The organism is Nostoc flagelliforme FACHB-838, from assembly GCF_014698065.1.
GTDB classification, from domain to species: Bacteria; Cyanobacteriota; Cyanobacteriia; order Cyanobacteriales; family Nostocaceae; genus Nostoc; species Nostoc flagelliforme_B.
The window spans coordinates 1-15,332 of the sequence record NZ_JACJSI010000145.1; the positions used below are offsets into that span (position 1 = coordinate 1).

Consider the following 15,332-nt stretch of genomic DNA (forward strand, 5'->3'; position numbering starts at 1 on the left):
CATTATCGAGTTAGTCTGGCATTCATGTAAGGAATATATTGCTCATCGTTTATTTAAATCACTGGATGAGTTAAAATCACTGCTAGATAACTTGTTGAATCAAGGCGAGTTAGCCATTAAGTGGCATCGGAAAATCAAAAACAAAGGTAATTTCAGTTATATTGCAGCTTAAATGCCGATTAGCTTACTCAATTTATCCAAAGGTAGCATTATTGCTGATATTGGGGCTGGTACTGGTGGTTACAGTCTAGCCCTAGCTAACAAAGGATTTCTTGTTAATGCTATTGAACCTTCTTTAGTAATGCAAAAACAAGCAGTAGAACATCCACAAGTTAAGTGGTTTGCTAACTATGCAGAAAATTTACCTTTACCAGATAAGTCTGTTGATGGCGTTATAAGTATCCTAGCAATTCATCACTTTACTCATCTCGAAAAAGCGTTTCAAGAAATGCAACGAATTATTATGGACGGGACAATAGTTTTGCTAACTTTTGATATTAGGTTTGCTGAGAAAATATGGCTTTATGATTATTTCCCGTTTTTGTGGGAAGATGCTTTACGATTTTTACCACTTAACGAACAGATAAACTTAATTCAGAGTAATACTCAAAAGCATATTGAAGTCATACCCCTTTTATTACCATACGATTTATCTGATTTATTCGCAGCAGCAGCCTGGAGACGACCAGAGTTATATCTTCTACCAGAAGTACGTGCTGGAATATCATTTTTTGCGTTAGGCAATCAAGATTTAATAAATAAAGGATTACAGTTATTGGCAGCAGATTTAAGTAGTGGTGAATGGGTAAATAAATATGGTGATGTTCGTAATTTAATGGAGATGGATTTGGGTTATCGTTTTATCCGTGCAACGTTGAATAACTGAATAAATGTGATTTAAACTTATGGCCATTCAAATGACTAGAGGTCAGACAATTAAAATTAGACAAGCTGAGATTAAAGATGTAGAAAGAATTGCTAGTCTTTGCGAACAACTTGAGTATTCTGTGACAAATCAACAAATAGGACAGCGCCTTACTAAAATTAAAAATAACGATGCTCATATTGTGTATGTTGCAATTTTAGAAGATGAATATGTAATTGGTTGGGCACACGCTCATATTTCAGAATTAATAATTATTCCTACCCAAGCAATCATTTTCGGTTTAGTGGTAGATAAAAATTATCGACATAATGGAATTGGAAGGCTTTTAATGCAACAAGTTGAACAGTGGGCTAATATGCTTGGCTGTGAAGGAGTCATACTCCGTTCTAATATTAAACGTAAAGAGGCTCACTTGTTTTATGAAAAAATTGGTTATACGAATATCAAACAGTCGGCGACATTCTATAAAAAATTACAGTCTCAAGAGTAAATAACTTAAAAAATGATTACTGGAGTTAATCCGTCGGAAGGATTATAATTTTTCGTTTAAAGTTTATTAATTGAATTAGGGAGTAATAAATGTATGGCTTTAATCACACAAAGAATAGATGTTCCTGTCATCGTTGATGAATCGAAATGTTTAGAAAAATGTACAGCTTGTATTGAGGTTTGTCCTTTAGATGTGTTGGCGAAGAATCCAGAGACAGGCAAAGCTTACATGAAATATGATGAGTGCTGGTTTTGTCTACCTTGTGAAAAAGAATGTCCTACTAATGCAATTACAGTACAAATTCCCTTTTTATTACGTTAAAGATTCTCTGTAACTCTGTGCTTCTGTGGTAAAAATAATGAATGATGACCTCAAACATTGGCTAGAAAGGCTGCGATCGCCTGATGTAAATGACCGCTTAGTAGCCGTCAAAACCTTACAACATTTAGGCGATGAAGAAACAATAGACGCTTTAATTATCGCTTTGAAAGATGAAAATATTGCTGTCCAAAAAATAGCGATCGCTGCTCTTTGGGAAATTGCTAATCCCGTTGCCATCCCTGCCTTAATTGAAAGCCTCGGTTCAGCAGATACAGATATTCGCACTGAAGCTGCATCAGCATTAAACGAGTTAGTTACACAAGATGAATTGTTACTTTTACTAGATAAACTCCAAAGTAATGATATAAATCTTCAATTAAATATTTTAGTACTTTTGCGGAAGAGACATGATATTCAATCTTTACCCGACATTTTGCCCTTTTTAGAATCAAAAAATCCTGAGTTAAGAGAAGCAGCCGTTACGACACTGCGATATATCAATCAACTAGAAAAATGTCCCCAAGCTTTAAATTTAATCTTTGATGAGGAAGCAAGTGTACGTCGTGCTGCTGCTTTAACTTTAGAACATTTACAAGATGCAGAAGTGATTACAATACTTTCTCAAGCACTCACAAATGATAGTGATTGGCAAGTTCGCCGAAATGCAGCTAAATCTCTGGCGATTCATGCAAATAATCAAGCAATTTCAGCATTAGAAATAGCTTTAAGTGATGAACATTGGCAAGTACGCAAATCAGCAGCACAAGCTTTGCAAAAAATCCCACATATTCAAGTTATACCGAGATTAATTCAAGCATTAACAGATGAATATGCAGATGTTCGCAAAGAAGCTGCGATCGCACTTGGGAATTTAGCTCACCCTGACGTTATTAACCCCTTACAACAAGCCTTAGATGATCCTGATAAAGAAGTATCTATCCAAGCGCAACGGGCAATTCAGAAAGTTCAAACAGCTAAAATAGTCTCAAGGGAGCAATAAATAACTAAGGGAAAGCGCAATGGGAAATCCATTTCCTGGAATGAACCCGTATTTGGAACAGCCTGAACTTTGGCATCAAATTCATAATCGTTTGATTGTAGCGATGTCTGACGACAAGCTGCTTCTCTACGAGAGGCTACGCTAACGCATCTACGCTGATGATCTAACTCCTCAAATAGCCCCTAAATACCGAGTTTCCATAGAGGAGCGAGGTAAATTATCTTTACGATATTTGGCTAATATAAAGGCTACATAGTATATTTCAAATTTTCTAGGAGAACTTACACCAACATGAGGTACAAAAATATCCCTTCTAACATTCAGAAGATATGACTACAGACCATCAGCAAGAAGTCGTCCAATTACTCAAACAAATCATTGAACCTAACTTAAAAAATGACATCGTTAGTTTGGGAATGGTACGAAACTTACGCATAGTTGATGATTATATATACTTGCGTTTATATATTGGTTTTCATCAGCACCAATTACAGCCAGAGATTGAATCTAAATTATCATCTCTATCTTGGTGTAAAAAAACTTATATTCAAATTTGTACAATTCCCGGTGTTAAAATAACTCTTGCAATTTCTAGTGGTAAAGGTGGTGTGGGTAAATCCACAACAGCCGTTAATCTAGCCGCAGCTTTAAAATTACAAGGTGCAAAAGTAGGACTATTAGATGCTGATGTTTATGGCCCCAATATTCCCCAAATGTTGGGTTTAGGACAAGCTGATATTCAAGTGATTAATACTCCCACAGGTGATAAGTTTTTACCTCTAGAAGTTCAGGGAATAAAAATAATGTCAGTGGGTTTACTTGCAGAAGCAAATCGCCCTTTGGCATGGCGGGGGCCTGTATTACACAAAATTATTACGCAATTTCTGCAAGATGTGGAATGGGGTGAATTAGATTATTTATTGATAGATTTACCTCCCGGTACAGGTGATGCTCAAATTACAATTATCCAAGAAAGTCCAATTTGCGGAGTTATTTTAGTGACAACTCCTCAACAAGTGGCTGTTGCAGATGTACGACGTAATATATATATGTTTCGCCAAGTGGGTGTTCCTGTGCTTGGCATCATTGAAAATATGAGTTATTTAATTTGCGATGATTGTGGTTCACGGACACCGATTTTTGGTAGTGGTGGCGGTGAACAGCTGGCCGCAGAATTACTTGCGCCTCTGTTGGGACAAATTCCCATTGATCCCCACATTTGTATCGGTGGAGATACTGGAAATCCGATCGCAATTAGTGAACAAGCTTCTTCAGCCAGTGAGGTTTTTAGAAAAATTGCAATATCACTTAATGCAACTTTTAAAAACCAGGCTGCGTAGATATTTCACAGCCTAGTTTAAAACTATCTAGCTTACGCCAGCACTGGTTGGGCTTCTAGTTTCTCGGTTTTCTGCTTGAGGACAGTCGGTAATTCACTGGTTAACGGCTCACCTTCAACCACTTGTGAACGGAAACCATCAACCCCTACTGGAACATCACCTGTGATGGTAGTGCGATAGAGTACGCGCTCAACTTCTATATGATCCAAATCTTGTGGGGCTAAATGCGAGGTGGCGCGGTTGTCCCAGAATGCAATATCGCCATTGTTCCAACGGAAGCGGGTGGTGTAAGCAGGTTTGGTGATTTGGTTGAAAAACAACTCAAGTAATAGTTCGCTTTCTTGTGGTGACACATCCAGAATGTGGGAAGTGAAGCCAGGATTGACGAATAATGCACGTTCGCCTGTCTCTGGATGAACCCGCACGACTGGGTGAATAGAAACCAATGGATTAGCTGCAATGCGCTGGGCGAGTTTGCTATTGCTTGGTATCCGTAACCGAGCATTGAACCGATGTTCTGCTTTTAATGTATCTGCTAACTTCCGTAGAGGTTCTGATAGACCCTCGTAGGCTGCAACTAGATTAGTCCATTGTGTATCACCGCCAATGCTGGGGACATTCACCGCACGTAAAATAGACCCTGCTGGTGGGTTAACAACTGCTGTGACATCGGTATGCCAACGGCTTTCGTAGCTAGAACGGCGCAGTCCATTGCGGCGTTCGTAGCGACTGCGATCAATCGGCAGTATTTGTGAGAAGCCTTCGATTGGCTCATCCTCATGGGGATGTGCATAAGTCACTTCGCCGAAACGAGATGTGAACGCAATCTGTGCAGCATGATCGATGTTCTGACCGCGAAAGAAGATAACTTTCCACTTCAACCATGCTTCCCGAATTTCGGCAACCGCTTCATCATGCAGAGGACGCGACAAGTCTACACCACTGATTTCTGCACCGATGAAACCAGCTACCGGTTTGACTTCAATATGCTTGTTGCTCATATAAATCTCCAGGGTTGTACCCAATATATAGCTGTGTTCGCACTCGTTCACTTCCTTCGTGTTGCAATCCAATACCAGCAATATCTCGAAGGATGCGATCGTAGCCAAAAATTATTATACTGTAAATTTATCAACTTACAGTATTTTATTTTAAATGGGACAAAAAGATCCCCGATTTTTTGAAAAAATCGGGGATCTGAGGCTTTTAATATTTGCAAATCGAATTTAAATTACTGATACTGATTCGTGAATCCTGGTGGTATCAGTGCATCTTCCAAATCCTCCGCGACCCTCTGCGTTTAAAAATTCTCCCCAATTCGTGGACTGGGTACTGATTTTTTCACTCAGCACCCAGTACCTTTTCATCGCAACTTAAAACCCAAATTTTTCAAAGCTTCCTGCAAGCGATCGCGTCCCGATAGAGATTCAGCAAACGCTACTCGTTTAGCTGAGTGTTCTGACCAATCGCCGGCAACATTCATCTGTTGGGAATTGTAGAATGCTTTCATGATTTGGTTATAAAGAGCAATTTCCTCATCTTGTTTCTCTAATTGATAAGTCTCCCGATGCAATACTGCTGCTTGGGGTAAACGCGGTTTAACTTCCACATTTACGGATGAATCTGCATAACCAACACACAAGCCAAAAACGGCAAAGACATGAGGCGGTAAATTTAAAACTTCTGCCACTTCTTCTGGACGGTTACGCAATGCACCAATATAAACTGTTCCCAAACCCAGAGATTCGGCAGCGACAACAGCATTTTGCGCTGCTAATGCTGCATCTATAGCCGCCATCAGAAACATTTCCAGATAATCTAAACCTTCATGGGGTAATCCTTGACTTTCAGCGACAGATGTTAATCTCGCCAAATCTGCTAACCACACCAGAAATAAAGGACACTGGCGAATATGCGCTTGGTTATTCGCCAACTGCGATAACTTCTCCTTACGTTGTGCATCTTCTACTGCAATTACACTCCACGTCTGGAGATTTGAGGAAGTCGATGCAGATTGGGCTGCTGCTACCAAAGTTTCTAGAGTATTTGATGGTAGCGGATCGCTCAAGTAAGCGCGAATTGAACGGTGGGACAGTAAATGAGATATTGTCTCATTCCAAGGAATATCTGCATTGAACGCGTCTACGCCATAACGACGATGGAATAACTCAGTAGGATTGGTCATAATTACGAACTACTAATTACGAATTATTTAACTTTGGGTGAAAAAGCTGCATATTGCCCAGGTGTAAGCATCGCTTCTTTGACGTTAATTTGTTTGGGAATCAATTTCAATTCATAGAATTTATCAGCAACTTGCTGCTGAAGAGTAATTAATTCTTGAGAGATTGGTGTGATGCCAAACTTTCTTCTGTTAGTAGTCTTTTTCATTGTTTCTAAATCAATGCCCAAAATGGGAGAGAGACTTGCAGCTACTTCATCTCGATGTTGATCAGACCATTGTTCAAAATTTTGAATCTCTTCTAGTAATGTCTTAATAATTTCTTGTTGTTGGCTAGCAAATTTTTGGCTGGCAAGGTAATATCCTCCCTGTTTATTAATTCCTGTGCCATCAATTAATACACGAGCATCGCCAGATTTCTCGGCTGCTGCGTAGAATGGGTCCCAAATTGACCAAGCATCAATACTACCTCTGACAAAAGCAGCCCGAGCATCGGCTGGTGGTAAATATATGGGTTGAATATCACTATATTTTAAACCATATTTTTCTAAAATTTGTACTAGCATATAATGGGCGCTAGAGCCTTTTTGCAAAGCAATCTTTTTCCCTTTGAGATCATTGACTGTTTTGATGGCAGAATTTTTGGAAACAAGAATTGCTGAACTAGCAGGACTTGGGGCGATTCCTGCGATATATGTGATTGCAGTACCTCCTGCTTGAGCAAAAATTGGTGGTGATTCTCCAGTATGTCCTAAGTCAATACTGCCAACATTCATAGCTTCTAAAAGCTGTGGCCCAGCCGGAAATTCAATCCATTCAACAGATACACCTTCAGGTTGTAATCGCTTTTCTAAAAGCCCTTTACTTTTTAGGATAATTGCTGATTTTTGATAGCCAAATCTGACTACTGATGCTTTGGTTTGAGTGGAATCATTGGCAGATACAGTTGTAGTATTACTTGGATTATTTGCTGTACAAGCAGCAAATAGCAAGCTGAGGCATAAGCCAGTAATAAAAGTGCCAGTAATTTGTATAGGAACAATTGATAATAACCGGGTTTGACTAGCAAATCTAAAAATAACCCATTTTTGGCAATAGATTCTTATGCGCTTAAATAAAAAATTAAACATTAATCTTTACCTCCTTTGTTAGGGAAAATGCTAAGTTTATTCATTGCCAGGATTGTTAGACCAAGTAAGTGATGATAATTTGGCTAAATTTATATGTCTACTTAATTTACACTAAGTCGGTCAATTTACAGCATTTTATTTTTTATAACATAGTAGCATCCCATAAAAATTTTAGTAAATGAGTAGTTACAGCTATAAATTCAATCTCAAAATATAGTTGCTTGTGTTAACAAAATCTGGTATGTCAGCTTTTTAATACCAAATCGCAGTAAATTCGCAAAATTTCCGAATTTTACTAAAATTGCCACAGATTGAACTTTTTCGGCTCGATTCTCTGAAATAAAGCTTTTTGCAGATCGACAAGCTTTTACTATTTATTACAACTTAATTCAATCGGTTTTAACTTTTATTAAGATAGCTCTTGATTTTTTGGAAAAAGTGTGTAAAGCTCTTTTATGTATAAACTCCGGTAACTTGACCAACAATTAGTAGTAAATATTAAAGTGCGATCCCAGTTTGCGTAGCGTTCCGCAGCAAAGGTGGGGTGTAAGCCCATCGCCCCAACTTTGGCGCTTTGTTCGCACACAGTTATCATTGTCACTGAAGGCTGTGCTTTTTTGAGCAAAGCACTAAGTTGCAATGTGTTGTACGGGGATGGATACCTTTTTGCAGTTGAGGTGGGTGCGAGAATGTCATGGATAGAATTTTTAAATCTAGGCGGATCGTCGCACCTGCTTTTTTACTTATCAACAAAGGTGTAAATATAAGCAGAAGCAATAGAGACATCGCATCTTCCTAATTTCCTATCTCCAATTCAAAAGGTAAAATGACATATCTGCATTATTTTTTGTCCGAATAATATCTGCAACCAAGTGCCCAGATGCACCCCTTAAAACTTACCGACAAAGCGACTGTTAAGGGAGTTATCAGCTTTGAAAATTATTCTACCAACAGACGTAGCCACGGAACTTGAAGCTCATCTACCTGATGACATAGTAGTTGTGCGTGTTGACAGCGAAGGCAACTTAGATGGCGATGCTACAGATGCTGAGGTTTACTTTAGCTGGTTTTTCTTGAAACCAACAACATTGCATCGAGTCTTAGAATCTGCGCCGCAATTGCGTTGGCATCATGCGCCAAATGCGGGTGTAAATCACATCATTACACCCAAATATATAGAACGCAACCTCATTTTGACTAACGGCGCGGGAGTTCACGCGATTCCCATTGCCGAATTCGTCATTGCCTATATGCTTTCCTATGCCAAACAACTATCCAAATTACACCAACAACAGACTCAACACCGTTGGCAAAAAGGTCTGCCAATTCAAGAATTGCTAGATAAAACCTTATTAATTATCGGTGCAGGGGGAATTGGGCAAGAAATTGCTTCCCGTGCTAAAGCTTTTGGGATGCGGATTTTTGGAAGTCGTCGTCACCCGCAACCACTACCTAACTTTGACAAAGTAGTGGGTGCAGATGAATGGAAAGCACTCTTGGGCGAATGTGACTATGTTGTAATTGCTACACCTTTGACTTGGGATACTAAAGGCATAATTGATGCTGAGGTACTGCGCTTGATGCGTAAGAGTGCTTATTTAATTAATATCGCTCGTGGTGCAATTGTAGATGAATTTGCACTGGTTAAAGCCTTAGAAGATGGTGAAATTGCCGGAGCTGCAATAGATACTGTGTTTACAGAACCATTACCAGCAGAAAGTCCATTGTGGTCTTTGCCTAATGTTTTTATTACACCCCACTGTTCTGGTAATTCTCCCAGAGTTAATGAGCGATCGCTAGCTCTGTTCCTAGATAATTTCACACGTTATCACCAAGGACAACCTCTACGTAACATCGTAGATCAAACAGTAGGTTATTAATTCATTTGGACTATTTTGATGATTCCTCTCTCACAGTCCAGATCACAACAAATCAGTAGCCTCTTAGTGACAACACTTTTGATTCGCGGTTTTGACCAGTTTTAATTAAAAATTAAAGATTAAAAATTGAAAGAAATAATAATTTTTAATTAATTAATTTTGGGTACAAGCCCCCACTAAATCAAAGATTTAGTGGTCTACAATCAGTGGTGGGTTCAAGCTCCCACTGATTGCAATTTTTAATTAATAATTTTTAATTTTTAATTGGAGCGAAGCGACTTGACCCTGTGGAAGATGCGTATTGACGATGAAATTGCGACGTTAACACACAGTCAGGTGGGAACTGATTCTGGGGGTTTGGCAATTGGACTCGAACTGATTGGTAATCCTGGTTTATCCAAAAAAAATCCTCTGGAAAGACATTATCGAGATGTACTTTGCAGTCGCATTCATACACCGCAAAATGATGCAATTTGTTTGTCTTTAGGGAAATCAGCACTAAAAATTACAACCTAATTACGAGCAATTAATAGTCACAGCTTACGCCTAATAACGGTGAGCAGATGTTTAATGGACAAGTTGAAAGAGAGTTATTAGATGGAGTGCCTTGGTTATTTGGGCAACCGCCCCAACCACCAACTCATCTTCAGTTATTAGGCGATGAACAACAGCCAAGACGAGATATCTGGGAGTTACCAAAAGACAATAGCCCTGAACCGCGGCCAACAAAAATGCACTTCCATAAATTCAAATCTTCTTAATCATTCATGGGCATCAACACTTGTTACCTAGTATTGCCATGTTTTGTAAGTAGACAAATGTGAAGCTCTTTGTCTAATAAACTAACTTTAAGCTCACCATCATTAATATAAAGTAAACCATAAACCGCAGTGGTTTTTGCGGCGCAATTTGACAGATTTTAGCTCCTAGCAATACTCCTGGTACTGAGCCGAGCCATATCGGTAATACTAAACTCCAATCAACTGTCCCCAAGGTAAGATGTCCAACAGCAGTAAATAGTAGGAGAATTGCGGCTTGGGAAATATCTGTACCAACTAACTTCCGTGCATCCAAACGAAAAAATGCAATCAGCGCCAAAGCAAACATTGAACCAGAAGCGACACTTGTTAGGCCGACAATACAGCCTAAAAATGCTCCTACACTTACTGTCTGCAAGCGTCCTAGTTGAGTGGTTAAGTCAAATTTGGGTAGTTCAGGTAGTTGTAATTGTGGAAAGAAGGTCAATAGCAGCATTTGCACCAAAGTTAAAAGAGTGACTGATAAAATCGTTACACCCAATAAATGCAGCATGATGTTGTTCAGGTTTTGCTCGGACTTGAGTTTAATCAAATGCAGTATCCCTACTCCCAACAAAGAACCAGGAACACTCCCCAAAGCCAGCCATTTAACTACTTCTCTATCGAGGGTTTCTTGCTGCCAATGTTTGATGCTACCAACGACTTTCATTAACGTCGCTGCCACTACATCAGAACTTATTGCTACAGCAGGTGGTACTTGAAAAATAAAAATCAACATTGGAGTGATAAGAGAAGCACCACCAATTCCTGTCAAACCAACAATAATACCAACTAGAAAGCTGAAGAGAGGCAATAATAAAAAATCCATACTCCTGTCCTTAACCGGGGTTTTGCGAATGCGTCTTGGTTTCACTGAAACTAAAAGACTGGTTGTAACGCTGGTGTGCAGAACGTTTCATGTAACTGCAAGTTTTGAATGGCTGCTGAAAAAATCTCACAAAATACTAAATACTGACCGACTTACCGTATTTTAAAATCAAAAATAGTAAAAGTCTATGTTTTTGCAAAGTGATACAAAATTAATGTATAAATACAAAAAAATATTTATTTTTTTCTAAAAACGATTAATAACAAAGATTTTGACTTCAGTAAGAAGAATATAGTAGTATTTCAAAAAACTACATTAATAACAAGCTTCTGCCGTATTTAATATGCCAGAGTTAGAAAAAGTCAACAATGAAAATCAACAAACGCCAAAGTTGCGATCGCCTATCGGGTTTGTGCAAAATTTGTTAATTACCTATTGGCGTTCTCTGTTGCTGCTGTTCGTGGGGATATATTTACCACTGCAAATTTTTGGGCTGCTGGCGTTAGAGGTGCGATACAACGAGGGTGGTTTCCCTTGGGATTTACCGATTCTGGTGACTGTTCACTCTCTAGCACAGCCACAGTTAGATGTATTCGCCACAATTGTGACAAAATTGGGTTCTTTTCGGACTGTGTTACCTGTTCTGAGTGCGATCACACTTATTTTACTAGTGCAACGTCGCTGGCGATCGCTCACGTATTTACTGATTACTGCTGCTGGTAGTGCTACGATCAACCGCACAGCCAAAGAATTTTGGCATAGAGTACGTCCTGATTTGTGGACTTCAGTTGCTCCAGAGTTTGATTATTCATTCCCCAGTGGTCATGCTATGACGAGTATGACGTTGATTACTCTTTTGGTAGTTTTAACTTGGGGTAGTATTTGGTGCTGGTTAACGGTGATTTTGGGTAGTGTGTATCTCTTGGCCATTGGCTGGACACGCCTATATTTGGGAGTACACTTTCCCAGTGACATTATTGCAGGTTGGATGGTAGCGATCGCTTGGGCAATTGGCGTGAGTTTTATTATTCGACCATTATCACAGTCAGCAAATATTACCAGTGAAAAACTAGTGAGTGAAACGAAGTTACTTCCTGAAGAACAGGAATTACTCACTAAAGAATAAAAATTTTCAGATGTTTACATAGAATTTATTAATACAAAAGCTTTACGTATAGTTAACCAAGTTTTGGGATTTCAACTTCTATTTAGCTCTAGACTTTTTGGAATTTTCATTATAAAGTACGGTTAATTGATCAAATTACTGTACAAGTTATGAATGAAATCGAAAAGAGTGGTCAAGAGTTGTTATCACAAAGTCCAGAAAATTTACCCAAACCTTTATTGCAGAAGCTCAGAGGTGGATTTTTCTTAATGATTGGATATTTATTATCACCATTATGCTGGTGGAATGATCTAGTATTCAATTTACCAATTGCTTATTTTTTCGGTTATGTTTGTAGTCTTTTTGCTCCTAAATTACTTATGCCTTGCGTTATAATTGGTTACTGGTTATCTAATATTATTGGTATTCTGTTGATGCAAGCAGGTGCAATTGATGTATTACAAAAACAAACTCAAGAGCATAACGTCAAAAAAGAACTATTGACACGTTTAGTTTCTTCAACTGCCTATACCTTTTTGATTCTGGCATTAATCCACTTTAAAATTCTCGATACTCCTAGCTTTTTTTCGGTAGTTGATTAAATTTTTAGTTGGAATACTCTTACAGAAATAAAAACCGATTGCTACATCATAGTCAAATTATTTTAATTTTAAAATATCATTTATATTTAAAAGTTTAGGAGCATCCTTAGTCATAATTAAAGGTAATCTACCATCCCATTTTTCTATTGCCTGCCTTTCTAAAATCTCATTAGTCAAACTATCATGCAATAATCTGTTTATTTCTGCTTCTCCCTTAGCCAAATTAACCTTAGCTTCTGCTTCTTTAGTAGCTTTTATTGCGATAAAATTTGCTCGTTTGGCATCTTGTTTTGCAATTTGCTTGGACTCAACTGCTTCACTGAATTTATCCGAAAAATTGACATTAACCAATGAAATATCATCAACTGCAATATGGTATTCATGCAATCTTGCTATTAATGTATTGTCAATTCCAGATTTTACTTCTCCTCGTTTAGTAACTATTTCTTCTGCGGTATACCTTGCTATAACTGCTTTTAAAACTTCTTCTACCGCAGGATTTATGATTTTATCAACTAGGTCTTTTTCATCACCAATTTCTTGAAACATTATATTGGTTTCTTCAGGAATAACGTGCCAGTTTAATGCTATATCTGTAAAAATATCTTGCAAATCTTTAGAAGAAGCTTCAGCAGATATTTCTTGTTTTTGAACTCTCACACTGATTTTTTTGACTGTATTTAAAATGGGAATTATTATATGTATTCCTTCGCTTAATACTGTTTCTTGTACCTCTCCAAACTGCATTAATACCCCACGTTCTCCAGCATTGACAACCATAAAAGGTGTCAGTAAAATTGTAATTAAAAATAAAAGTGCAGTTATTTTACCAGCACTATTTGTGAATTTAATTTGTTTCATATTTACCAAGACGATGGCTGTATTCGGTAATTTATTAATGATTATTAATCATACTACATTAAATCGATAAAGATAGTCAGATGTATAAAATTTTGTAAGGATTCAGGTGGCAGGGTATTGACAAAGGGGACGCTTGGAGTGGACTATCACAATCATGAACCTCAACGTGCCTCAACAAATCGATCGGAAAAGTCTTAACCAGCTGTCCAAAGAAGAGTTGGTGGATATAATCATTGAGCAGGCGATCGTTATTCAGCAGTTACAAGCAACAATAGAAGAACTCAAACAATAGGTAGGGCGGCTGAGTGTTAGTCGAGACCTTGATAGCAAGACATCTTCAAAACCGCCATCTGGGGACATCCTGAAAAAATCTGAAAATAAAAAATCAGAAAACGAGCTTGAATCGAATCGTGCCAAACGCTTTCCCAGGAGGGCAACCCGGACATCAGGGCAAAACTCGTAAAGGGTTTGGAAGAATCGACCGTTTTGAAATTTTACGTCCGGAGTTTTGCACCTGTTGTGGTAACGCAAAATTTTCTAGTGAAGCTGTGAAAATTGAAACACAACAGGTTGCCCAGTTAGTGGAACGGCCAATCGAAATCGTCGAATATCATCGGCATATATGCAAATGTTCGCATTGTGGAAACTTACAAGCTGCGGATTGGTCTGGTGATATAGTTCCAGGACAAGACTTGGGAGTTAGGTTGCAAGCTTTTTTAGGGTGGGTAAATAATTACGGGCATCTACCCTATGAAAAACAGCAAGAAATGCTGTGGGAATTGGGAGGAGTAGAAATCGGGGTTGGTACTTTAGTCGCAACCAATGAACGAATACAACAAGCAATTGAACCAAGCATTACTGAATTAAGCAGTTGGATAAAACAGACACAACCTAATATTCATGTGGATGAAACGCCTTGGTCAGTTAAAGGAATCAAAGAATGGTTGTGGGTAGTTGCCAATTCTGATTTCTGCCTGTTTACTGCGGCTGACACTCGTTCACGATCCGAATTAGAAACGATTTTAGGGGCTAAATATGCAGGGGTACTCAGCAGTGACGATTTTAGTGTTTACAATGGCTATCAAGTTGTTGCCCAGCAAAAATGTTTAGCACATCTACGTCGTCACTTCAAAAAACTAATTATACTTCCTGGTCTTCACAACCAAGCTATTGGTGAAGCGTTTGTTGATTTAATTGATGAAGCCTTTAGGAGCTATGCTCAATGGTTTAAGACTCTTGATTCAAGTAGTTATAACGATTGGGTCAATCAATTCAAAGCTAAGTTGCACTCCTCACTCAATCAGTGGATTGACAAGGCAGGAGCAACGGCAGGCCAGCTTTTACGTTCTTTGCGCGATAAAGCAAATCAATGGTGGTATTTTCTTGACTACCCTGAAGTCCCTCCTGATAACAATCTTGCTGAACGAGCGCTTCGTTTGGCTGTTACCAAACGTAAGGTTAGCGGTGGTTCCCGTTCAATGGAGCGGTTTCAACATACTGCCAATTTGTTGACTGTGGTGCAAACCTGCCGCCGTCAAGGTAGGTCTGTGATTGATTTTTTTGCACAAGCACTGCTGGCTAATTCTATTGGTTATCAGTCTTGTCCGTCTCTGCTTCCTAAATATTAGACCTGAATCCTTACAAAATTTTTATATGAGTATGTCATATTATTCAAGTGTAAACACTGACGATTACTTGTAATCGTCAGTAGATTTTGTAGTGTATACTCACTCAAATACTCAGGGCAAACGCATGTGTGACTCGTTCCTAAGCCAATACATAACTTAGGGTGAGAACATTCGTGAGAGGTTAGAATGATTGGACTTTTGTCAAGAGGGTGCGGGAAAAGGAGATAAATCCAGCTTGGAGAGTGGCTTTCGGAGATATTTAACCACACCTAAATCTTGAT

Annotated in this window: 16 protein-coding genes and 2 pseudogenes; 13 read left to right on the plus strand and 5 right to left on the minus strand. The window is 38.6% G+C overall.

The genetic code is table 11. The features are described 5' to 3' along the window. The 7 genes and pseudogenes from H6G97_RS33480 to H6G97_RS33510 all read left to right on the plus strand — a co-directional run. Positions 1–172: pseudogene (locus H6G97_RS33480) on the plus strand (IS630 family transposase); the annotation flags it as partial. Then, entirely contained in the window at positions 173–886 is a 714-nt protein-coding gene (locus tag H6G97_RS33485; protein WP_190944742.1) for a class I SAM-dependent methyltransferase, read from the plus strand. A 31-nt stretch (positions 887–917) separates the two neighbouring features. Then, on the plus strand, positions 918–1,376 hold the full coding sequence (locus H6G97_RS33490) for a GNAT family N-acetyltransferase (RefSeq protein ID WP_242055566.1): 459 nt from the start codon (positions 918–920) through the stop codon (positions 1,374–1,376). 93 nt (positions 1,377–1,469) lie between these two features. After that, complete coding sequence (locus tag H6G97_RS33495) at positions 1,470–1,697, plus strand: 4Fe-4S dicluster domain-containing protein (RefSeq protein WP_069068766.1); 228 nt, start codon at positions 1,470–1,472, stop codon at positions 1,695–1,697. 37 nt (positions 1,698–1,734) lie between these two features. Further along, positions 1,735–2,697, plus strand: a complete 963-nt coding sequence (locus tag H6G97_RS33500) for a HEAT repeat domain-containing protein (protein WP_190944744.1) — start codon at positions 1,735–1,737, stop codon at positions 2,695–2,697. Positions 2,698–2,716: 19 nt separating this feature from the next. Then, entirely contained in the window at positions 2,717–2,842 is a 126-nt protein-coding gene (locus H6G97_RS33505) for a DUF4058 family protein (protein WP_338421892.1), read from the plus strand. A 184-nt stretch (positions 2,843–3,026) separates the two neighbouring features. Further along, on the plus strand, positions 3,027–4,037 hold the full coding sequence (locus H6G97_RS33510; protein WP_190944745.1) for an Mrp/NBP35 family ATP-binding protein: 1,011 nt from the start codon (positions 3,027–3,029) through the stop codon (positions 4,035–4,037). A 32-nt stretch (positions 4,038–4,069) separates the two neighbouring features. On the opposite strand, the gene H6G97_RS33515 is transcribed toward H6G97_RS33510, so the two are convergent. The 3 genes from H6G97_RS33515 to H6G97_RS33525 all read right to left on the minus strand — a co-directional run bounded on the left by H6G97_RS33515 (position 4,070) and on the right by H6G97_RS33525 (position 7,349). Further along, positions 4,070–5,038, minus strand: a complete 969-nt coding sequence (locus H6G97_RS33515) for a TauD/TfdA dioxygenase family protein (RefSeq protein ID WP_190944746.1) — start codon at positions 5,036–5,038, stop codon at positions 4,070–4,072. A 362-nt stretch (positions 5,039–5,400) separates the two neighbouring features. Beyond that, entirely contained in the window at positions 5,401–6,222 is an 822-nt protein-coding gene (locus tag H6G97_RS33520; protein WP_190944747.1) for an NADPH-dependent oxidoreductase, read from the minus strand. Positions 6,223–6,245: 23 nt separating this feature from the next. Next, positions 6,246–7,349, minus strand: a complete 1,104-nt coding sequence (locus tag H6G97_RS33525; RefSeq protein ID WP_190944748.1) for a sulfonate ABC transporter substrate-binding protein — start codon at positions 7,347–7,349, stop codon at positions 6,246–6,248. A 932-nt stretch (positions 7,350–8,281) separates the two neighbouring features. Between H6G97_RS33525 and H6G97_RS33530 the strand changes: the two genes are divergently transcribed. From H6G97_RS33530 to H6G97_RS33540, 3 genes are all read left to right on the plus strand, one after another. Continuing rightward, positions 8,282–9,229 (plus strand): D-2-hydroxyacid dehydrogenase, encoded by a 948-nt coding sequence (locus tag H6G97_RS33530; protein ID WP_190944749.1) that lies wholly within the window; start codon positions 8,282–8,284, stop codon positions 9,227–9,229. A 279-nt stretch (positions 9,230–9,508) separates the two neighbouring features. Next, positions 9,509–9,745 carry a hypothetical protein gene (locus tag H6G97_RS33535; protein ID WP_242055568.1) on the plus strand — a complete coding sequence of 79 codons (237 nt, stop codon included), beginning with the start codon at positions 9,509–9,511 and terminating at the stop codon, positions 9,743–9,745. A gap of 47 nt (positions 9,746–9,792) precedes the next feature. After that, positions 9,793–9,990 (plus strand): hypothetical protein, encoded by a 198-nt coding sequence (locus H6G97_RS33540; RefSeq protein ID WP_190944750.1) that lies wholly within the window; start codon positions 9,793–9,795, stop codon positions 9,988–9,990. Between the two features lie 73 nt (positions 9,991–10,063). On the opposite strand, the gene H6G97_RS33545 is transcribed toward H6G97_RS33540, so the two are convergent. After that, positions 10,064–10,855 (minus strand): sulfite exporter TauE/SafE family protein, encoded by a 792-nt coding sequence (locus H6G97_RS33545; protein WP_190944751.1) that lies wholly within the window; start codon positions 10,853–10,855, stop codon positions 10,064–10,066. A 343-nt stretch (positions 10,856–11,198) separates the two neighbouring features. Between H6G97_RS33545 and H6G97_RS33550 the strand changes: the two genes are divergently transcribed. Together H6G97_RS33550 and H6G97_RS33555 are read left to right on the plus strand one after the other, a co-directional pair. Continuing rightward, complete coding sequence (locus H6G97_RS33550) at positions 11,199–11,981, plus strand: phosphatase PAP2 family protein (RefSeq protein ID WP_190944752.1); 783 nt, start codon at positions 11,199–11,201, stop codon at positions 11,979–11,981. 149 nt (positions 11,982–12,130) lie between these two features. Further along, a complete protein-coding gene (locus H6G97_RS33555) occupies positions 12,131–12,562 on the plus strand; it encodes a DUF7980 family protein (RefSeq protein ID WP_190944753.1) in 432 nt (143 codons plus the stop codon). Positions 12,563–12,619: 57 nt separating this feature from the next. Here H6G97_RS33555 and H6G97_RS33560 read toward each other — a convergent pair whose 3' ends face one another. Beyond that, the gene (locus H6G97_RS33560) at positions 12,620–13,423 is read right to left on the minus strand and encodes a prohibitin family protein (protein ID WP_190944754.1); all 804 of its coding nucleotides are present in this window, start codon (positions 13,421–13,423) and stop codon (positions 12,620–12,622) included. A 154-nt stretch (positions 13,424–13,577) separates the two neighbouring features. Here H6G97_RS33560 and tnpC point away from each other — a divergent pair. Further along, positions 13,578–15,051: pseudogene (tnpC, locus tag H6G97_RS33565) on the plus strand (IS66 family transposase). Positions 15,052–15,332 lie beyond the last annotated feature (281 nt).